The organism is uncultured Dysosmobacter sp., from assembly GCF_947631165.1.
Lineage (GTDB): Bacteria > Bacillota > Clostridia > Oscillospirales > Oscillospiraceae > Oscillibacter.
Genome location: NZ_CANRKH010000001.1, coordinates 25,103 through 45,659 on the forward strand (window position 1 = coordinate 25,103; position 20,557 = coordinate 45,659).

The 20,557-nt window shown below is 59.9% G+C and carries 15 protein-coding genes and 1 riboswitch; of the genes, 7 read left to right on the plus strand and 8 right to left on the minus strand.

Annotated features, from left to right (window positions below):
- Positions 1-42: 42 nt before the first annotated feature.
- Both Q0Z69_RS00140 and Q0Z69_RS00145 read left to right on the plus strand, forming a co-directional pair.
- Positions 43-558, plus strand: a complete 516-nt coding sequence (locus Q0Z69_RS00140; RefSeq protein ID WP_298028585.1) for a TRAP transporter small permease — start codon at positions 43-45, stop codon at positions 556-558.
- Entirely contained in the window at positions 551-1,849 is a 1,299-nt protein-coding gene (locus tag Q0Z69_RS00145) for a TRAP transporter large permease (protein WP_298028587.1), read from the plus strand. Before Q0Z69_RS00140 ends, Q0Z69_RS00145 begins: the two co-directional genes overlap by 8 nt.
- A gap of 188 nt (positions 1,850-2,037) precedes the next feature.
- On the opposite strand, the gene Q0Z69_RS00150 is transcribed toward Q0Z69_RS00145, so the two are convergent.
- Complete coding sequence (locus Q0Z69_RS00150) at positions 2,038-4,182, minus strand: RND family transporter (protein WP_298028589.1); 2,145 nt, start codon at positions 4,180-4,182, stop codon at positions 2,038-2,040.
- 121 nt (positions 4,183-4,303) lie between these two features.
- The gene (locus Q0Z69_RS00155) at positions 4,304-6,826 is read right to left on the minus strand and encodes a hypothetical protein (protein WP_298028591.1); all 2,523 of its coding nucleotides are present in this window, start codon (positions 6,824-6,826) and stop codon (positions 4,304-4,306) included.
- Between the two features lie 95 nt (positions 6,827-6,921).
- Here Q0Z69_RS00155 and Q0Z69_RS00160 point away from each other — a divergent pair, with 95 nt between their 5' ends.
- Positions 6,922-7,485 (plus strand): TetR/AcrR family transcriptional regulator C-terminal domain-containing protein, encoded by a 564-nt coding sequence (locus Q0Z69_RS00160; protein WP_298028594.1) that lies wholly within the window; start codon positions 6,922-6,924, stop codon positions 7,483-7,485.
- 68 nt (positions 7,486-7,553) lie between these two features.
- On the opposite strand, the gene Q0Z69_RS00165 is transcribed toward Q0Z69_RS00160, so the two are convergent.
- From Q0Z69_RS00165 to Q0Z69_RS00180, 4 genes are all read right to left on the minus strand, one after another.
- On the minus strand, positions 7,554-7,703 hold the full coding sequence (locus Q0Z69_RS00165) for a hypothetical protein (protein WP_298028596.1): 150 nt from the start codon (positions 7,701-7,703) through the stop codon (positions 7,554-7,556).
- Positions 7,704-8,295: 592 nt separating this feature from the next.
- On the minus strand, positions 8,296-11,538 hold the full coding sequence (locus tag Q0Z69_RS00170; protein WP_298028598.1) for an S-layer homology domain-containing protein: 3,243 nt from the start codon (positions 11,536-11,538) through the stop codon (positions 8,296-8,298).
- Positions 11,539-11,801: 263 nt separating this feature from the next.
- Positions 11,802-13,094 carry a DNA glycosylase AlkZ-like family protein gene (locus tag Q0Z69_RS00175; protein WP_298028600.1) on the minus strand — a complete coding sequence of 431 codons (1,293 nt, stop codon included), beginning with the start codon at positions 13,092-13,094 and terminating at the stop codon, positions 11,802-11,804.
- Between the two features lie 370 nt (positions 13,095-13,464).
- Positions 13,465-13,662, minus strand: coding sequence for a hypothetical protein (locus Q0Z69_RS00180; RefSeq protein ID WP_298028602.1), 198 nt, complete (start codon positions 13,660-13,662; stop codon positions 13,465-13,467).
- A 17-nt stretch (positions 13,663-13,679) separates the two neighbouring features.
- Between Q0Z69_RS00180 and thiI the strand changes: the two genes are divergently transcribed.
- From thiI to Q0Z69_RS00195, 3 genes are all read left to right on the plus strand, one after another.
- Complete coding sequence (gene thiI, locus Q0Z69_RS00185; RefSeq protein WP_298028603.1) at positions 13,680-14,861, plus strand: tRNA uracil 4-sulfurtransferase ThiI; 1,182 nt, start codon at positions 13,680-13,682, stop codon at positions 14,859-14,861.
- Positions 14,862-15,004: 143 nt separating this feature from the next.
- The gene (locus Q0Z69_RS00190) at positions 15,005-16,267 is read left to right on the plus strand and encodes a competence/damage-inducible protein A (protein WP_298028605.1); all 1,263 of its coding nucleotides are present in this window, start codon (positions 15,005-15,007) and stop codon (positions 16,265-16,267) included.
- 191 nt (positions 16,268-16,458) lie between these two features.
- Positions 16,459-17,142: a PHP domain-containing protein gene (locus tag Q0Z69_RS00195; RefSeq protein ID WP_298028609.1), complete on the plus strand. Its 684-nt coding sequence runs from the start codon at positions 16,459-16,461 to the stop codon at positions 17,140-17,142.
- 70 nt (positions 17,143-17,212) lie between these two features.
- Here the strand turns inward: Q0Z69_RS00195 and Q0Z69_RS00200 are convergent, their stop codons facing one another.
- Entirely contained in the window at positions 17,213-17,971 is a 759-nt protein-coding gene (locus tag Q0Z69_RS00200) for a ZIP family metal transporter (protein WP_298028611.1), read from the minus strand.
- Between the two features lie 544 nt (positions 17,972-18,515).
- A riboswitch (purine riboswitch) is annotated at positions 18,516-18,614 on the plus strand.
- A 63-nt stretch (positions 18,615-18,677) separates the two neighbouring features.
- On the opposite strand from Q0Z69_RS00200, the gene Q0Z69_RS00205 reads away from it, so the two are divergent.
- Entirely contained in the window at positions 18,678-19,946 is a 1,269-nt protein-coding gene (locus Q0Z69_RS00205; protein WP_298028613.1) for an amidohydrolase family protein, read from the plus strand.
- Between the two features lie 43 nt (positions 19,947-19,989).
- Here the strand turns inward: Q0Z69_RS00205 and Q0Z69_RS00210 are convergent, their stop codons facing one another.
- The gene (locus Q0Z69_RS00210) at positions 19,990-20,556 is read right to left on the minus strand and encodes a hypothetical protein (RefSeq protein ID WP_298028615.1); all 567 of its coding nucleotides are present in this window, start codon (positions 20,554-20,556) and stop codon (positions 19,990-19,992) included.
- Between the last annotated feature and the right edge of the window lies 1 nt (position 20,557).

The window sequence follows — 20,557 nt, forward strand, 5'->3', positions numbered from 1 at the left end:
GCCGCCCCCTTTATCCAATAAATGATCGAAAGGAGAGACCTTATGGACTTTTTGCGGAAACTATGCCGTCTGTTATTCAAAGCCCTGGAATGGTTTGCCATTATCTGCATGGTGATCCTGACCATCATCGTCTTTATCGATGTGATCCTGCGCTATATCTTCAAGCAGGGCTTTCCCTGGACCCAGGAGGTCGCCACGCTGATGCTGGTCTGGTTCAGTCTGATCGGCATGGCCATCGGCGTGCTGGAAAAGATCCACATCAGCATCGAGATGTTCACCGCCAAGCTGCCTGAAAAGGCCATCAGCGCACTGGAGACCGTCAATCACATCCTGATCGCCGCTTTCGGCGGCGCCATGGTGTATTTCGGCGCAGTCATCATGAACATGACGAAGCTGTCCACCATGCCTGCCACCAAGCTGCCCAGCGCCGTGCTGTATATCATCCTGCCCCTGTCCGGGACCCTGGTGCTGCTGAACGCCATCCTGGTGGCCGCAAAACAGGAGAAAAAGATCTTTGCCGATCCCAACGGCGCCGGAGAGGAGGATACCAATGCCTGACACCACCATTGCCATTGCCATCATGTTGGGTTCCTTTGTGATCCTGCTGATGATGCGGATGCCCATCTCCTTTACTCTGGGCATCTCCTCCGTGCTGACGGCCCTGTACCTCAACATTCCCCTGGCCACGCTGTTCCAGAGAATGGTCAACGGCGTGCAGTCCTTCTCGCTGCTGGCCATTCCCTTCTTCATCCTGGCCGGTGAGATCATGGGCCAGGGCGGCATCTCCCGCCGGCTCATAACCCTGGCCAACGCCTTTGTGGGCTGGATGCGGGGCGGCCTGGCCCAGGTGAATATTCTGGCGTCCATGTTCTTCGGCGGCATCTCCGGCTCCGCCGTGGCGGACACCTCCTCCATCGGCTCCATCCTGATCCCCATGATGACCGACTCCGGCTATGACAAGGACTTCTCCGTGGCCGTCACGGTGACCTCCTCCTGCCAGGGCGTGATGATCCCCCCCTCCCACAACATGATCCTGTTCGCCATGGCGGCCGGCGGCGGCGTGTCCATCGGCCAGCTGTTCATGGGCGGCCTGATCCCCGGTATTCTGCTGGGCGTGGCCCTGATGATCATGACCGCCATCATCGCCCGCAAGCGCAACTATCCCAAGGGCCGCATGCTGTCTCCTAAGGAGATCTGGAAGGCCACCAAGGACGCCCTGCTGGGCCTGATGACCTGCATCATCATCGTGGGCGGCGTCATCTTCGGCTGGTTCACCGCCACCGAATCCGCCGCCGTGGCCGTGGTGTACGCTTTCATCGTCACCTTCTTCGTCTACCGTGAGATCCCCTTGCGCCAGTTCGGCAATATCCTGCGGAAGTCCCTGCGGACCATTGCCATGGTCATGGCACTGATCTCCACCGCTTCCATGTTCGGCTGGCTGCTGGCCTATCTGAAGATCCCCACCATGGTCACCAACCTGCTGCTGGGCATCTCCGACAATAAGGTGGTCATCCTGCTGCTCATCAATGTGATGTGCCTGGTCCTGGGCTGCATCATGGATATGGGCCCCCTGATCCTGATCCTGACCCCGATCCTGCTGCCTGTGGCCACCCAGCTGGGCATGGCTCCCGTACAGTTCGGCGCCATGCTGATCCTGAACCTGGCCATCGGCCTGTGCACGCCCCCCGTGGGCGCCGCCCTGTTCGCCGGCTGCTCCATCGGCCGCATCAAGATCGAGGAAGCCACCAAGGCCTGCCTGCCCTTCTATGCCATGATGGTGCTGGTGCTGATGCTGGTGACCTTCTTCCAGCCCCTGTCCATGTTCGTCCCCAATCTGATGATGGGCTGACATTAAAATATCCCTCAGCAATACTTACGCTTCTTTTTCCCCTCTTTTGAGCGGCGCGTTTAGAATGCAGCGCGCCACCTCAAAGACGCGCCGCCGCGGAATGCTTCCTGCGGCGTGTCCCTCCCTTTTCCCGCATAAAAAACCGTCCCCAATAGCTTGGGGGCGGTTTTTTTGTTGTGAATAGGACCTCACTGCTTCTTTGTGCCGGCCAGGGGCCGCTCCTCTGAAGTGCTTTCCTGCTTCTTTACAGGGAGTTTTCGCTTTTTCTCCGGGACCGTGCGCCAGTGGAGGCTGGTCTTGTTGAACAGCGGCTCGCAGACGCACAGAACACAGGGCGTCACCACCATGCTCATGACGGCGGAGATCAGGGAGCCTCGGGCCAGCATGGTGCAGATGGAGCCGATCAGATCAATGGAGGCGAAGGACACGCCCAGGGTCGCACAGAACAGCACCAAGGCGCTGGTGATGATGGAAGAATCGGAGGTGGTAGCCGCGATCTGGATAGCCTCCAGCCGATCCTTTCCCTTCCGCAGCTCTTCCTGGAAGCGCGTGCTCATCAGGATCGCATAGTCCACCGTGGCGCCCAGCTGGACGCAGCTGATGATGGTGGGGGCGATGAACGGCACGGCGGTTCCTGTGAAGTAGGAGGCCCCCTGGTTCATGAAAATGGCCAGCTCGATGGCCGCCACCAGCACCAGCGGCACCGACAGGGACTTAAACACCACCGCCACGATGAGGAAGATGGCCGCCACGGACAGATCGTTGGCCACGCTGAAGTCCACGGCGGTGGTCTCGATCAGGTCGTTGGTCATGGCGCCCTCGCCGGTGATCATGGCGTTCGGGTCATAGGTCTTTAGGATGCCATTCAGGGTCTCCAGCTGCTCCGCCACCTGGTCCGAGGCGGTGGCATAGCTGGAGTTCACCATCATCATCTGATAGCCGCCCTGCTTCAGCATATCCCGCACTGCCTCCGGAATAAAGAAATCCGGGATGCCGGTGCCCAGCATGGCATGGTAGGAGACCACAGAGGTCACGCCGTCCACATCCCGGATATCGTTTTCCAGGGTATTCATATCCGCGGCGGAGATATCGTCCCGCAGGATGATGAAGTGGGAGGTCGCCATGTCGAATTCGTCCTTCAGCTTCTCGTTGGACACGATGGAGGGCAGATTCTCCGGCAGGGATTCATCCAGCTTATAGTAGATCTCCGCGTGGTTCTGGGCATAGATAGACGGGATGAACATCAGCAGAAAGAGGACGAAAAACAGCTTCCGGTGGTGGAGGATCGTGGCATTGGCCCTGTCAAAGCTGGGCAGCAGGCTTTTGTGCTTGTGCTTTTCGATCTGCTTGTCGAACAGCAGCACCAGCGCCGGCAATATCAGCACCACCGTGGCCACGCCCAGTACCACGCCCTTGGCCATCACAAGGCCGATGTCCCGTCCCAGAGTCAGCCGCATGGAGCACAGGGCCAGGAAGCCAGCGATGGTGGTCAGGCTGCTGCCGGAGAGGGAGGTGAAAGCCGCCACGATGGCCTTGGCCATGGCGTCCCGGTTGTCGTCGTAGTTCGCCCGTTCCTCTTCGTAGCGGTGGTAGAGGAAGATGGAGTAGTCCATGGACACGCCCAGCTGCAAAACGGCCGCAATGGCCTTGGTGATATAGGATATCTCCCCCAGAAAAATATTGGTGCCGAAGTTATAGAGGATGGCGATGCCGATGCCCCCCAGGAACAGGAAGGGGAGTACTGTGGATTCCAGCGTCAGGAGCATGGCGGCCAGCGCCAGCACCACCGCCAGTCCCACGAAGATAGGCAGCTCACTGTCCATCAGGTCCTTGGTGTCCTTCATCACCACGGAAAAGCCCGCCAGAAAGCACCGCTCATTGCAGATGGAGCGGATCTGGGCAATGGCGGCCATGGTCTCGTCGGTGGCGCCGCCCTTTTCATATTGGATGATGAGCATGGTGGCGTCGCCGGAAAAGAACATATCCCGGAAGTTGGCGGGGATCATGTCCGTGGGGATCTGGATGCCCACCATGTTGCTCAGCCACACGGCGCTGCTGACACCGGGGACTTTCTTGATCTCGTTGATGAGGTCGTTGGTATAGCCAGCGGGCATCCCCTCCACGATGAGCATACTGGTGGCGGCCATGTGGAATGGCTCCTCCAGCAGCCGCTCGCCCTGGACGGACTCCAGGTCTGCAGGCAGATAGGAAAGGATATCGTAATTGACCCGCGTCGCGGCAAAGCCGATGACCGACGGGATCATCAGCAGCACGGCCGCCAGCGCCACGAGCTTGGGCTTTCGGGTCAGCCAATGGGCGATTTTTTCAAGCACAGGGAACACACTCCGTTTTCAGGATTTTGCGCGGGACGGCGGAAAAGCCGTCAATAAACACGCGCGCCCAAGGATAAGGCGGGTCTTCCGCCGAACCTCGCCTGGGCGGTGGGCTGTTGTTTTAATGGAAAATACCGGTGATGGTATCCCAGAGATCCTGGAACATCCGGCTCACCCGGCCCCAGAAGGTGGTGCTTTGGGCCTGGGCGGTCCCGCTGGTCTCCGTGTCAGCCTCCTCCGCCTTGATCTCCTGAGTGCGGATCAGGATCTGGACGCTGGTGGGCGCCGGATTTTCCGGGGAGGTGAGAGACTGGGCCTGTGCGGTGGCATCCATCAGCAGCAGGTTGTTGACGTCGCCGGTGTACTCGTGCCAAGTGTCCTCGATGATGCCGGTCACGGCGTCCTTGGCCACCTTCACATCCCCCACCGCATCGGTGCTGCGGGCGGTCTTACGCAGGGTCGCCGCCAGGTTTTCCAGGCTTTTCCGGGTCCCCTCGTCCAACTGGCTGCCGGACTTCTTCATCAGTGAGCGGAAGGAGGTCAAAAAGCCGTGGGTATCGTCGATGGTGGTCACCATATCCCCTACCAGGGTCTTGGTGTCCCGCAGGGTATCCCGCAGACCGGGAACCTGGTCGTTGATGGTGTCGTCCAGATCCTCCAGCTCATCCAGGATGTCGTTGGCCCGATCGATGAGGTCCCGGCCCACGTTCGCCGTGCCGTCCAGATGGCCCAGGGTCGTGTCGGTCTTGCCTACCAGCTCGCTGAGGTCGCCAGTGAGACCGCCGCTGCCCAAATGCTCCAGCAGGCTGCTGAGGTTTTCCAGCAGGCCGGTGACCTTTGAGAGGTCATGGTCGCCGTTCAATTCTGAAAGCATTTTGCCGGTCTGGGCATAGGTGTTCTTCCCGGCCAGGATCCTGCCGATATTCTCCGGGGTCTGCTGATCCGCTGGCAGGGCGTTGATATCGTTCAGCATCAGCATGGCTGTGAAAAAGTCCGCCTTGGTCATGGGCTGATCTACGCCGCCGCAGACAGCGGTATAGACCTGCTGCATAACTGCTTCCATCTGCTTTGCTTTGAAATAGCCCGCAGTGTTTTCGGCGCCAAGATTCGCCGCAAGCGCCGCCTGTATCTCCGCATCAGTCGCATTGGGATTCGCCGCCTTCACGCCAGCCACAATGGTGTCCCCGCCCGCGATCAGCCGCTTTACAGCCGTTGGATCTTGCCCACTGGCGGAAATCGCCGCCATCTGGAAGTTTTCATACGTAACGGTGCTGTTGACTTCTCCCTTGTCATTCGTCCCTGCCGCAGCAGCGAAAGCCTGCTCCAATCCCCGCACCTGCGTCAGCACATCATCCAGCCGCTGGCCCTGGACTTTGATCTTCTCCTGCACCGCTTTCGGCAGCTCAGAGATGATACCGCCGTTGATGCGGATATCCAGCAGCTTCAGGGTATCCCGGATCTCGTCCAGGCTGGCCTGCAGCCGCTTCAGGTCCTCGCCCAGCTTCTTCAGATTGCTCTGCATGCTGCCAGTGCCGCTGCGGATGTCCCGCACGTCCTTTTGCAGGTCCTTCAGGCAGCCGTCCAGATCCTCCAGCTCATCCTCCAGCCCTACGGCGGCATCGGTCAGATCAGACAGGGAGCCGGTCACCTCCGTCACTGCGTCGTCAGCATCGTCCAGATGACCCGGCAGGGTGTTCAGAGAGCCGTTCAGATGCTCCAGGTCCTCCAGCACCTTGTCACCGTCGGCGTAGATCTGGTCCTTGCCGCTGGAGATGGTGTCCCGGGCCTGATTCAGCTCATCCAGACCGTCGGCGGTAGCCCGCAGGCTGCCGCCCAGCTCCGAAAAGGATTCCAGCAGCGTGTCCAAGCTTCCAGACAGCTTGTTATAATCCTCCTCCAGATCGTCCTTCCGCTGGCTCAGCTTGGCGATCTCCTCCAGCTGGGCCAGGGTGGCAGGCACCATCATAAAGGTCATGCCGCCGAAGGAGAAGTCCTCGCTGCCCACCCGGATGGTGAAGTGCTGCTCCTCGCCGGGCAGGGCTACGAACAGCACCGCCCGCAGGTTGCCGATCAGCTGCACCTGGGCGCCAGGGGCCTCCAGGGACAGAATGTCATCCTGGTTGAACATAGCGGCGGCCTCCAGGGTATAGTTGTTGCGGGCATACTCGCTGGCGCTCTCATTGGGCAGGATATCCAGTTTGATCTCCACCACGCCGGTCTTGCCCGCCAGGTCCTCCGCCCGGGCAGCCACGCCGTTGAGGGTATAGGAGACGGCGATGGTCCAGGGCAGCTCCGCGAAGGGCTGGGCCGTCCTGCCCTCAAAATAGAAGTGAGCGGGGGCGCTGCCTCCGCTGAAACGGAACTCCGTGGTCCCGTCCCGGGTCACGGGAGCGGTACCGTCGGTGAGGTTCACCACCTCGTCATATGTACCATGATCCGTCAGGGAATCCGCGCCGTTCAGGGTATAGCTCTTCACCACGCTGCCCTTCGTCAGATTGCCGTAGTAATCCGTGGTGGCATAGTAGGCCTCGTCATAGGTCGGCGTCACGCCGTCACCCACGGCGGCGGCGCTGGGGACCAGCGCGACGGCTGTTATCAGAGCCAGAGCCAGGGCTGCGGCCCGCTTGGGGATGCGAGAATACATGGAAAGTTCCTCCGTTTCTTGTTGATATGCGGCCGGAAATCAGTTATAATAGATTATTAAAAATACAATTAGCATCATCATATGGGGGAGCGATCATGAACCGAACAGAAGCCCTGCTGGCCGACACGCTGGGCCAGCTATTGGAAGAAAAGCCCCTGAACAAGATCACCGTCAAGGAGCTGGTGGAGCGCTGCGGTGTGAACCGCAACACCTTCTACTACCACTTTCAGGACATCCCCAGCCTGCTGGGCCAGATCGTGAAGGAGCGGGCCGACGAGCTGATCCGGGACCACGCCCGGTCCGAATCCCTGGAGGACTGCATCCGGCTGGTGATCCAATACTGCTGCTCCTACAAAAAAGCCATTCTGCACATCTACCGCTCCGTCCAGCGGGAGAGCTTTCTGTCCGCGCTGGACCGGATCGCGCTGTACACCGTGACGGAGTACGTGGACTACGCCGCCGCGGGGCTGGACCTCCGGCCCGAGGACAAGACGCTGCTGATCCGGTACTATAAGTGCGTCCTGATCGGAGGCAGCCTGGACTGGCTGGACAGCGGGATGCGCTACGATCTGCTGGCTGACGCCGCCCGTCTCTGCGCCCTGTTTGAAGGCTCCGCCGAACGGGCCTTTCAGAATGCCGCCCTGCTGGGACGAGCATGATCTCTCCGTTCTCCCTTATCCTACCGGGGCGGCGGGCCGGGAACAATGGGCAGTCACGGCCCGGATGCCTAAAATTTAAGCATTTTTTCTGATTTGTCTAACTCGGCCGCGCCGTCAGCCACATAGGTGTCCAAAAACAGCTTGCAGTTGCCGCAGCGGCCAATGAGGCTCTCCAGCGCCGCATCCCGCTCCGCCAGGGCGGTGAGTGCCGCCTCCACCGCATGATTGTCCCCGTTGAAGTCCTCCCGCAGGACCCAGTCCTGGGCCTCCCACTGGCAGTTTTGCCCATATTGGACCTCCTTTTTCGATTTCTACCACTGGCGGCCCCGGCCCGCCGTTGCACGAAAAGGGGCAAGGGATGGAGATTTGCGGGAATGGCGGTTTTCCGGGATTTGACATTTTCTGTGGATTTTGTTATGATAAAAATGCCCCGCGAGGGGCCGGAAAGGGCATAGTCATTACGGTTGGCGGTTTGGCCACACCACCCCAGAGGGGAGGTGAAGCCATGCGTATTACGTTACATATCGGGACCTTCACAGTCACGATCATCGTAAAAAGCAGAAACCGCCACTCTGGCAAGTGACGGTTTCTTGGGTTTATTACCTAACAAATCCTCATCGTCAGGGCTGAACCGCTGATCGGCTGGCCCTTTCTGTTTTTATGATACCACAATCCAGCGTTTTGTCAAGGGGGACCGCCGGGGGCGGTCTTTTTTTTTGCGGCCTGGGCAGGAGCAAGAAAAGGCCCCCGGGCCGAAGCCCGGGGGCCTTTTTGTTATGAGGAATCGCGCGATTCGATCAGCGGATCAAATCAGGCAATAATCAGGGTGCTGTAATCACCGCAGGTCAGCTTGTACTGGTTGCCAGTGGCCAGCGCGCCGATCTCCAGCTCGCCAGTCGTAGCATCCTTATCAACAGTGATCTTATAGGTGTTCAGCTCCACGATCTCGCCGCCGTTGACCTGAGACAGTGTCACAGTGTAAGCAGTATCCTTCGCAGCAGCCTCAGTCAGAGTGACAGTCAGCTTCTTGTCAGCATACTCGATCTTATCCAGATCGCCGCTGGAAACCACGGGCTTGGTGGTGCCAGTCTCGACCTCGGTATCGCTGATGATAACGACCCACTCAGCAACGCCGTTGGAATTCAGGATGGCCACGATGCGGCCGCCGAACTCCAGCTCCTTGGTGTCGGTGAAGGGATCATCCAGAGCGGCGACGGCAGCGGACACGGAATCATACTCCTCCTCGTCCCAATCGCCGTTGGTCTCCTGAATCACAACAGCCTTGGCGTCCTTGGTGAAGGTCAGGCCCTGGTCGTCATCGCTGGTGTACATGGTGCGGCCCTGCAGATAGATGTAGTTGCTGGTTGCGTTCATCACTTCGGGCGTAGCCTCTTCGGGAGCAACAGCCGTCAGACGGGTGTTCAGGAAGTCGCACTTGCCGTCCTCATAGGTGCAGCCATCGTGATACTTGGGAACAGTCTCACCCTTCTTGTTGGTCGTCGTCTCGTTGTCGTGGCCAATGTCGTAGATGCGCTCGTCATCAATCTTTTCGGAGTTATCCGTGTAGATATCCTTGGCGTCCACGTCGTCAATGGCAACCACATAGTCGCCGTCGAAGCGCAGCTCCTGCACGTGGTTCTTGTCCAGATCCAGGATGGTGTCGGAGAATTCGCTCTTGACAGTCAGGGTCTTGACCTCGCCGTCCAGGATGGCCTTGAACTCCCAGTAATAAACGCCGTCGATGCGGGCCTCGCTCTTGGCGCCGGACAGAACGTAAGCGTAGTTGGCAACAGCGCCGTTGGCGTCGCCCAGGATGATGGAGGCGATGATGTAGTTGTCGCTGTCGAACAGGGTGTAGATGCTGTGGGCAATGCCCTTCTGATCCTTGGTGGTCATCTCGATGTCCACATCCTGGACGCCGGTGTAAACGCCAGTGACCTCAGTGATGGCATCGAGGTCACCATTTTTGGAGGTGCTCACGTCATCAGCGTCCACGGTGATGAACACGGAGGCGTCCTCACCATAGGCGCGGCCACCCTCTTCATGTGTGACAGTGCCCTCAGGGGTAGTACCAGTATGATCGACCGTGGTGCCGTCCAGACGGACATTGGAGCAGTTGATAACGGCCTTGTAATCCTTGGTGCCGTCATCGTTGGTGGTTTCCTCGGCACCCTTGATGTCCTTGAGGTCGCTGGCGATCATGCGGGTAGCGGGCTTCAGGGTGTACACGCCGTCGTCCACGGTGTAGGTATACCAGCGGTTCAGCTGACGGTTGCCGTCGGTGTTGTCCGCCTTGATGCAGCCCACAGTGTTAGAGGTCCACAGGTCGAACAGCTCGTTGCCGGACTGGCCATCGTCCTTAACGCCGTCCAGCTTGTCGATGTTCTTGTTGGTGTCCTGCACGTTGACCTCGATGACCTTCATGGTGCCGTCGGTGAAGATGGCAGCGGCGTCAGCGGTCTTGATGGACAGGTTGCTCTTGTTCATGTCGTAGCCGGTGATGAAGACATAGTTCTTCACGCCGTCGAACAGGTCCACGCCGATGAAGTAGCCGTACTGATCCAGGAACACGTTATAGGTCATGTCGGTCAGGCGGGAGTCGTTGTACTGGTCCAGAACATTGTTGAAGTCATAATATGCCTTCTCGTTGTTCTTGTACTCGGTGCCGCCGGTGGTCAGCTTGGTCAGCTTGCCCTCGGCCCTATCGTCCTCGTTCTTCTGGCTGAACTTAGTAACGGTGGAATCAGACAGGATCTCCACGTCGAACAGCTCCACGACTTCCAGCTTCGTGCTGTTCTTCTCGGACATGTTGACCAGATAGTACTCGTCCTTCTCCACGTTCTCGATGGCGGGCACGTCCACCAGATCCACGTCCTTACTGGTGCCGTTGGCGCTGGTCTCGAAGACGCGCAGGGCGACGCTCTCCTTCTTCTCATTGTAAGAAGAGGTAGCCTTGGCCAGATAGGTGTTGATGGAGACGATGGTGATGATCTCGTCGTCGGTGTCCAGATAGATTTCGGTCAGAACACCGTTGCCGGAGCCTTCCAGATCGCTCTCGTTCTTGCGGACCAGCAGGTCCTTGGTGATGTCCTTGTTCTCAGCGCCGTCGATCCAGCACTCCAGATCGTTGTCGCGGATGGTGGCGGACTTCAGCAGATCATACACGTCGCGGCCGGTAACGCCGGAGGTGTAGGACTCGACCAGCTTATCCTTGTCCACATAGGTGCCCAGCTCGGCCTTGTTGTAGGTCCAGGTGTGGGCGGGACGCATAAAGTCGTCGGTGTCGTCCAGCTTCTTCAGCTTGGTGAAGTACTGCTCGGCGAACTGGATGTAGTCATCTTCCTTGATGTTCTCGATCTTGGTGGCGGAGTTGTTCCAGCGCTGGGCCTTGGCGATGGTGCTGCCCACGTTGACCCGCTCGCCGTTGATGACGGTGCTGACAACGGTCTCATACTCGACCAGGTCGGCCTGCAGGGTGTTGAAGGCATACAGGCAGGCCTCTTCACGGGTCACGGCCTTAACGCCGTTGAACTCGCTCTCCAGACCGGCGGTCAGGCCGATGTTGATGGCCTTCTTGGCCACGTTGATGGACCAGTTGGGGCCGGTGTACTGCTCGGTGGTGGCGTCATAGCCCAGGGCGCCCAGCAGCATCTTCATGAAAGCATAGCTGGTCAGGGTGTTGCCGGGACGGAAGGTGCCGTCGGCATAACCGCTGATGATGCCTTCCTTCTGGCAGTAGGCAATGTAGCCAGCGAACTCGCTGGTCAGGGGCACGTCCTTATAGGGGGCGGTGTCCGCGTGCAGCTCAGCTGCGGTGGTGGGGCCAAGGATCATGTTGCAGATGATCTTGGCGGCGGCCTGACGAGTCAGGACGTTGGTGGGATTGAACTTGCCGTCGGTATAACCGTCGACAACGCCAATCTCGGAGACCACGTTGACGGCTTCTTCATAAGTAAGCTTGTCGTCGTCCGTGAACTCCTTCGCGCCGGCGCTGACGGTGACCAGAGACATGGTCATCACCAGAGCCAGCACCAGGGAAAGGAACTTCTTCATGGTTTTTCCTCCTTTTAGATTTTCGGCGGTGAAGAGCCGCCTTGATTTTGCGAAAGCCGTCCGGTCCGCCGTCTCCGGCGCACATACAGCGGCTAGCCAGATATCCGTATCTATGCCGGGGCCGGCCTCTCTTTCGCCTTTCGCACCCTCAATGTAACAGGCCCGGCGGGATTTGTCTATTGATTTGGCCGGGTTGTAATTTGATTGATAAACGGCGTGTTTTTGTGGTATTTTTGTGAAAATAGTTGTAACATTTTCAAGGGTCACACCATAGATGTGCCGCCGCCGGACGAGGCCGCCACCGCGTCCTCCCGCAGCGTGTAGCGCTGGCGGCACAGGGTCAGCAGACCCTTGTCCACCATCCGCCGCAGCACCGAGCGGCACTGGCGGGGATCGATGCCCAGAAGGCGAGCCACATCCTGGCGGTAGGCGAAGCCCTCCCGCTCCAGATAGGATACCACCGCCGCCTCGTGGCGCTCCGGCGGCACCACGGCCTCCGGCAGGTAATACCTGGCCCCCACCTGGGTCAGCTTCCCCCGGCAAACCAGCTGGTGGAGGCGGTCGTAGGCCGCAGACTTGGACACACCCATCAGCTCCGCCACCTGGGCGCGGGTCACGGAGCCGCACCGCCGGGCAAGTGTCAGGATCTGGCTCTCGCCGCCGGTACGGAGCTGGCAGTCCATCCGCAGGTCCCGGAGGGTCAGGTCATCCAATCCGCCCCGCACCAACGCCGCCCGCACCAGCTTGGACAGGCGGGTCCATTCATAGGCCCGGCCGCTGCGGGGCGCGCGGAGCGCCGGGCCGCTGGCTGGTCCCTCGCCCCGCAGGTCCCTGAAAATGGCCTCCACGCCGCTGGTGAGGGGGACCTCCCGGTCCGGCAGGCGAATACACCGGCCATCCACCTGCTCCCAGGTCAGAGTCACGATCTCCCCCAGCCGCAGTCCCATCTGCCACGTGAGCCACAGGGCGACCCCCGCCGGGGTCGTCCGCTCCGAGCGCAGCAGCTTCCAGAGGGCAAATTCGTCAATCTCGGCAGGAGCTTTCCGGCGAATCCGGGTCGAAACCGTCTTTTCCTCTAAATACGCCGCGAAATGTACCTTCAGGGCCGCTGCCTCCACGCCGGTGACGCGGGAGACATACTGCCAGTTGTGGGTCTCCAGCTGCCGCAGCAGAAAATCGTGACGCAGGTCGATGAGGCGCACGGCGGTCTGGCCCTCCTCGTCCAGCGCCCGCCGGGCCAGCCGGGAAATGGACTGGGGCATCAGAGGACGGCGGTCCCGGTCCGACAGCACTACCGTCTCTGAGCGGCCGTCCCGGCTGTCCCGCAGAGCCGCCAGCCAGTCCGCCAGCTCCGGCGCCAGCGGCACCGTCCGGTCCGGCAGCAGAAGCTGGTCCGGCAGGTCCACCTGGTCCCAGGTCAGGCGCTGGATCTCATCCCGCAGCAGCCCGGCCTGCCAGGCCAGCCGAAGAACAGCCCCCGCCGCATTTTGAAAATTTTTTTGTAAAATGCGGTCCATGGCGCCCTCGTCAGGGCGGTTGACGATGTATCCCTGCATAGTTGTCTCTCCTCTTTTGTTACAGTTGTGTGTCACATTTTTGTTTTTCAAAGTCTCCGCCGCCGCAGGTAGATAATAAGGTGGCAGCCTAATCTCCGCAGCGGCATTTTTGGTAATTTTTGTTACACTTGTATGTCACATTAAGCTTTTCTCTATAAAACGGCTGAAACCGTTGCAGTGCAACGGTTTCAAGGTTTTATCCACTTGCAAAATACATCATTGCATGGCAAAAATCAATACTTTTTATGCCATTTTCGTTTCCGGCGGCCCAGGAAAGATTTTGTGAAAATGCTCTTTCCCTTCGGCGGGAAATGTGCTATCATGCTTTTATACCCTCAGTGGACAAAGAGCAACTCGGTTTTTCGGGGCATCATGAGCGGCTGGCGGCGTTATCCTCGTTGCCGGGCGATAGCCCACCTAGGACGACGCCGCCAGCGTTGATCTTGGCCGTTGGCAGGCGTGTTGCCCTTTTTCCACCGGGGGTAATCAAATAACCGCACGCTTTTTGCGTGCGGTGGGCGCAGCCCGCAAGAAAAATTGTTTGCGATTTTTTAAGTTCATCGACCATATAGGAGGGAGCGTCCCATGATAAACAACAATGAAATGCTGCTGCTGAAGCTGGGAGAAGTGGTGCTGAAGGGCCTGAACCGCCGGTCCTTTGAGGACAAGCTGGTGTCCAACGTCCGGCGGCGACTGAAAAGCTGCGGCAGCTTTCAGGTGTATATCCGCCAGAGCACCATCTATGTGGAGCCAACTACGGACAACTGCGACATGGAGGCGGCTTACAGGGCCGCAGGACAGGTGTTCGGCGTAGTGTCCGTAGCCCGGGCCGTCCCCTGTGAAAAGACAGTGGAGGCCATTGTGGACACCGCCAGGACCTATCTGGCGGACGAATTCGCCAGGGCAAAGAGCTTCAAGGTGGAGAGCAAGCGGGCGGACAAGCAGTACCCTATGAACTCCATCCAGCTCAGCCAGGCCGTGGGCGGCGATCTGGCTGAGCTGTTTCCCCATGTGGCGGTGGACGTCCACGATCCGGAGCTGACGGTGTTCGTAGAGATCCGGGAGAAGTACGCCTACGTCCATGCCCCCGCCCTGCCCGGCGCCGGCGGCCTGCCGGTGGGTATGGGAGGGCACGCCGTCAGCCTGCTGTCCGGCGGACTGGACAGCCCTGTGTCCTCCTGGATGATGGCCCGCCGGGGCGTGGAGCTGGAGATGGTCCACTTCGTCTCCCCGCCCTACACCTCCCAGCAGGCTCAGGACAAGGTGCTGGAGCTGGCCCGTCTGCTGACGGCTTACTGCGGCCGGATGATCGTTCACATCGTCCCCTTCACCGAGATCCAAGAGGAGATCCGCAAGAACTGCCCGGAGGAGTATTTCACCCTCATCATGCGGCGGTTTATGATGAGGCTGGCCCAGGCCGTGGCGAAAAAGGCCGGGGCCAAGGCCCTCATCACCGGCGAATCCCTGGGTCAGGTAGCCAGCCAGACCATGATGGCCCTGGCCGTCACCGATGACGTCGCCGATATGCCCGTTCTGCGGCCTCTCATCGGTATGGACAAGGTGGAGATCATCCGTATCGCCCGGGAGATCGGGACCTACGACACCTCCATCCTGCCCTACGAGGACTGCTGCACGGTGTTTACCCCCCGCCATCCCTGCACCCGGCCCAACATTGAGGACGTGCGGAAAGCGGAATCCGCTCTGGACGTGGACGCTCTGGTGGCAAAGGCCCTGGCAGGCGAGAGCTGGGTCAGGGTGAAGCCGTAATAAATGAGGAATTAGGAGTTAGGGATTAGGAATTGTTGGATTCCGCCTTTTGCGGAATGGTTCCAATCTGTCCAGCAAAACTGGACGCCGAAATTTCTAACTTCTCATTCCTAACTCCTAATTTCAAAGAAGAGGGTATCGCTATGTCACACACCGCTGAGATCATTGCCGTAGGCACCGAGCTGCTCCTGGGCAACATCGCCAACACCAACGCCCAGGATATCTCCCAGGCCCTGTCCTCTGTGGGCGTCAACGTCTTTTGGCACACCGTTGTGGGGGACAATCCCCTGCGCTTGAAAGAAGCGCTGGATATCGCCCGCCGGCGGGCGGACATCATCATTACCACCGGCGGCCTCGGTCCCACCTACGACGATCTGACCAAGCAGACCATCTGCGAGGCCTTCGGCAGGCCCCTGGTGCTGCATCAGGACATCCTCGACGGTCTCAAGATCTTCTTTGAAAAAAACGTCCATATGAATATGCCCTCCAACAATGTCCAGCAAGCGGAGCTGCCAGAAAACTGCACTGTGTTCGACAATCCTGTTGGCACTGCCCCAGGCTGCGCTTTTGAGGCAGGCGGCGTCCATGTGCTGATGCTGCCCGGTCCGCCCTTTGAGATGCGGACCATGCTGGAAAACCATGTCCTCCCCTATCTGCGGGGCCTTTCCAGCGAGATCATCGTCTCCCACGACATTATGACCTTTGGCCTGGGGGAAAGCCCCATGGAGGAGCTGATGCGGGAGAAGATGTCCCATATGGAGAATCCCTCCCTGGCCACCTACGCCAAGCCCAGCGAGGTACGCCTCCGGGCCACCGCCAAGGCCGCCAGCCAGGAAGCGGCGGAGGCCATGCTGGCCCCTGTGGTGAAGGAGGTCACTGATTTTCTGGGAAACTATGTGTACGGTGTGGACGTTCCCGGCCTGGAAAACGCCTGTGTGAAGCTGCTGAAGGAGCGGGGATTGACCCTGGCCACCGCTGAGAGCTGCACCGGCGGCCGGATCGCGGAGCGGCTCACTGCCCTGCCCGGCGTCTCCTCCGTTTACCGGGGCGGTGTGGTCAGCTACTGGACCAGCGTGAAAGCGGCGGTACTGGGCGTGCCCCAGGAGACGCTGGATACATACGGTGCCGTGTCTGAACAGACTGCCTGGGCCATGGCGGAGGGCGCCCGCCGGATCACCGGCGCGGACATCGCCGTGTCCGTCACCGGCGTGGCGGGACCGGATCCCGATGAGCGGGGCGTGGCCGTGGGCATCGTTTACATCGGCCTGTCCACGCCGGACGGCACCTTCTGCCGCCCGCTGGACCTGGGCGGACGCCGCCGGGACCGCATCCAGGACCTCGCCAGTAACCACGCTTTCGACGTGCTGCGGCGCTATCTCACAGGGCTTCCCATTTTGCTGGCATAAAAGCAACAAACTCCCCCTGTCCTCTTGACAGCGGGGAGTTTTTCGTGGTATCTCTATATTATTGAAAACGTTTGCGAACATTCTCAGTGAGCAAAGGGCGGCGTACCTGTCAGCCGCTCAAGATGCCCCGAAAACCCGCGCCGCCCTTTGTTCACTGGGGTTTAATATCCAACAGAAAGAAGCGGATTTGCATGTACAAGATCGAAACACATCTTCACACCACTCACACCAGCAAATGCGGCCACCTGACGGCACCCGTGCTGGCAAAGGCATACAAAGAGGCAGGCTATGACGCCATCGCCGTCACTGACCACTACAACCGGGACACGGTGAAGTATCTGGATCTGGACCTCACCTGCACCGACGGCCTGCTGGAAAAGTTCCTGGACGGCTTCCACCGCATGGAGGACGCCTGCGGCGAGCTGGGCATCCGGGTCTACAAGGGTGCGGAGCTGCGCTTTGACGAATGCGACAACGACTACCTGCTTTACGGCTGGCCGGACGAGCTGCTGCGGGACATGCCCCGCAACCTGAAAATGAGCGTAGTGGAATTCTCCAAGCTGGCCCGGGAAGCCGGTGCCCTGCTGATCCAGGCCCACCCCTACCGGAAGAAGTGCACCCCCGCCATTGCCTGCTATCTGGACGGCGTGGAGGTCATCAACGCCCATCCCCGGCACGAGAGCCACAACGACTGGGCAAAAGCCTATGCCGAGCAGTTCGGCCTGCTCCAGACCGCCGGGTCCGACTGCCACCAGACCCCGGATATCGCCCGCAGCGGCATTTTGTCTGACACTCTGCCCGCCGACACCTTTGAGCTGGCGGACCTGATCCGGTCCGGGAACTACACTCTGATCGAGCCGCCCAAGGCTGAATAACAAAAACCGGCACGGCGTAAAAACACCGTGTCGGTTTTTTTGAAAGAATCTGATTTTTCCCTGGACGCCCTTATCCCAGCGCCACATCCAGCACCATCATGATGAGGAAGCCCCCCACGAAGCCGCACGTCCCCGCCCGGCTGTGGGCCTGGGGCACCAGCTCCTCTACCACCACATACAGCATGGCCCCGGCGGCAAAGCTCAGCAGCCACGGCATCAGCGGCTGCGCCCAGCCTGCTATCAGCACCACCAGGATACCGAACACCGGCTCCACCACACCGGACAGCATTCCCCCCGCAAAAGCCCGCCGCCGGGAGCTTCCCTCCTGCCGCAGGGGCAGGGCAATAGCGGCCCCCTCCGGGAAGTTCTGGATTCCGATGCCCATGGCCAGCGCCGCCGCGCCGGCAAAATTCTCCCCAGACGCGGCCAGGGCGAAGGCCAGCCCCACCGCCATGCCCTCCGGCACATTATGTAGGGTGATGGCTGTCATCAGCAGGGTGTTCTGCCGCCAGGCATCGTCGGTCTCCCTGCGCCGCAGATAGGGCAGGACGGCGTCCAGCGCCGCCAGGAACACCACGCCCAGCAGCATCCCCGCCGCCGCTGGCAGCCAGCCGGGAAAACGCCCCTCCTCCGCCGCCTGGTCGATGGCGGGCAGCAGCAAACTCCACACGGAAGCCGCCGTCATGACCCCGGCGGCAAAGCCCAGCATGGCTTTTTGGAACCGGGGCTTCGGTTCCCCGGCAAAGAAAAACACCGTGGCGGCGCCCAGGGTCGTCATCAGGAAGGTAAATCCCGTACCCAGCGCCGCCCACTGTAAGGATCGAAGCATATCATCAACGCCTTCTGTCTGATTCGGGCGGAGCGCCGCCCGTATGACAGTATAAGCAGCGGCGGCGAAAGAGGTGCGGATGCGAAAAAAACGGGCGGCCATCGCCGCCCGGGACAAAGGATCAAAGCGGGCGCGTCATCCTATAGACCCGCCGGCTTCGTTCGGATCTGCTTTTCTCTTCAGCCAAACCTCCAGCGCCAGAGCGCAGACCAGCTTCCTGCTCTATGATTTCGTGTAGTCTTTTATCGTTCAGACTTTTTTTAACGCTTATAACTTTTTCCTTTGTCAAATTGACTAACAAAATGGAATTGTTGCTCCATGAAATAGTCGGCCTCTTTGTCCAATAAGCTCATAAAAAAAGTTTGCTATTTTCCGAGCGGAAGATAAGCAATATATAGCGCCGTCCATTGCTCCTATATATAGCAAACTGTCTTCTTCACCAAATAGGCAAAAGGCCAGAAGTTTCCTATTTCCCATGCGTTTTCCCGGCAAGTTATAAAATCATCTTGCCTTTTCCCGGATTCTGTGCTATTTTGTAAATAACGGCATACAAATCAAGAGGACTCATATAGTTTCGCTGATATGGCGCGAAAGTTTCTACGGAGCCGCCAAAGGCTCTGCTATGAGTGTCTGGCCGACGGGGGACCCCTGTTCGGACAGGCGCTCCTTTTCTTTTGTGTCGAAATACTATGTCGAGGTGTTTTGTATGGCTATCACGATCTTAAAGGGCACCGTTGTCTCCGCCCCCGCCCTGGGCAGGCTGGATGTTACGGAAAACGGCTATCTGGTGGCTGAGGACGGCGTCATCTCCGGCGTGTTCCCCGTCTTGCCGGAGCGGTACGCCGGCGTCCCGGTGGAGGATCTTGGCAACGCCCTGATCCTCCAATCCTTCGCTGACCTCCATCTCCATGCTCCCCAATACCCCATGCTGGGCACAGGCATGGACCTGCCCCTGCTGGACTGGCTGAACACCTATACCTTTCCCACCGAAGCCCGGTTCGCCGACCCGGACTACGCCCGGGCGGTCTACCGGCAGCTAGCCCGAGAGCTGGTGGAAAACGGCACGACCCGGGTGTGCATGTTCTCCTCCCTCCACACCGAGGCGACCCTCATCCTGATGGATGAGCTGGAAAAAGCGGGCGTCACCGGTTATGTGGGCAAGGTGAACATGGACCGCAACGGCGGCGAAAATCTGCAGGAGACCACGGAAGTGTCCATCCGAGAAACGCTGCGCTGGCTGGAAGCCTGTGGGGACTTCCGGCATGTCAAGCCCATCCTGACCCCCCGCTTTACCCCCTCCTGCACTGATGAGCTGATGGCCTTCCTGGGAAAGCTGGCGGCTGAGCGGGATCTGCCGGTGCAGTCCCACCTGTCGGAAAACCGGGCGGAGGTGGACTGGGTGGGGCAGCTCCATCCAGACTGTCCCCAGTACTGGGAGACCTATGCCAAATTCGGCATGTGGAACAGCCGCACTGTCATGGCCCACTGCGTCTGGTGCGACGAACGGGAACGGCGGGCCATCCGGGACGCAGGCGTCACTGTGGTCCACTGTGCCGACTCCAATCAGAACCTCTGCTCCGGTGTGGCTCCCATCCGGGCCATGCTGAACGAGGGGATCAAGGTGGCCCTGGGCAGCGACATCGCGGGAGGCGACCATCTGAGCATGTTCGACGTGACGGCGGCCTCCATTCGGGCCTCCAAGGCCCGCCGGGTCCTGGACGATTGGCAGACGGACTTCCTCACCGTGTCCGAGGGCTGGTATCTGGCCACCTCTGCCGGAGCGTCGTACTTCGGCGAGCAGCCGGGCTTCGCGGCGGGAAATCCCCTCCACGCTATCGTGCTGGATGACAGCCAGCTCCCTCAGCCCCGTCCCCTGACAGCGGCGGAGCGGCTGGAACGGTGCGTCTACCGGCGGCAGCGGAACGCCGTCCGTACGGTGTGGAGCGCCGGGCGCAAGGTCTTTTCCGCCGAATAAGCATCAAAAAAGAGCGCCGTCCGGCGCTCTTTTCTTCTCTCGGTCATTCCGCAAATTGGGCGGGGTCCCGCAGGGCCTCCGCCGTCGCCGCTGGAATGGAAGCGGAAAAGGTCAGCACATCCTCCCAGTCTATGCCAGGGATCAGCGACAGCTCCTCCAGTCCGCCCAGGATCTGCATGGTCAGCGCGTCCTCCGAGGCAAAGACGGTAAAGGTCATCAGATCCTCGTACTCCCGCTCTGCGTTCGGGTCCTGGCCCGCCAGCAGGGTCTTTTCCTGGCTGTAAACGTAGCTGTAAGCTGGATCGGCGGGTTCCTTCTCCAGCCGTCCCCAGCCATCGTCACTGAGCATTTCATCCAGCGCCGCCACTGCCTCCGGGTCTGTGACGGTGTACAGCTCCTGTCCCTCTGCGTCCAGGACCTTCCAGCGGTGGGCCTTTTCCCCGTCGTCCTCCAGGGCGTCCTGAATATCCTCCAAAAAGTCCTCCTGCGCTTCGTCCGCAGCGTCGTCCCAGTCCTCCTGGAGCTTCGGGTCCGTGGGGGATGTGACGGCGCAGCCCGCCAGCAGGGACAGCGACAGCAGCGCCGTGCAGATGGTCAATGATCGTTTCATG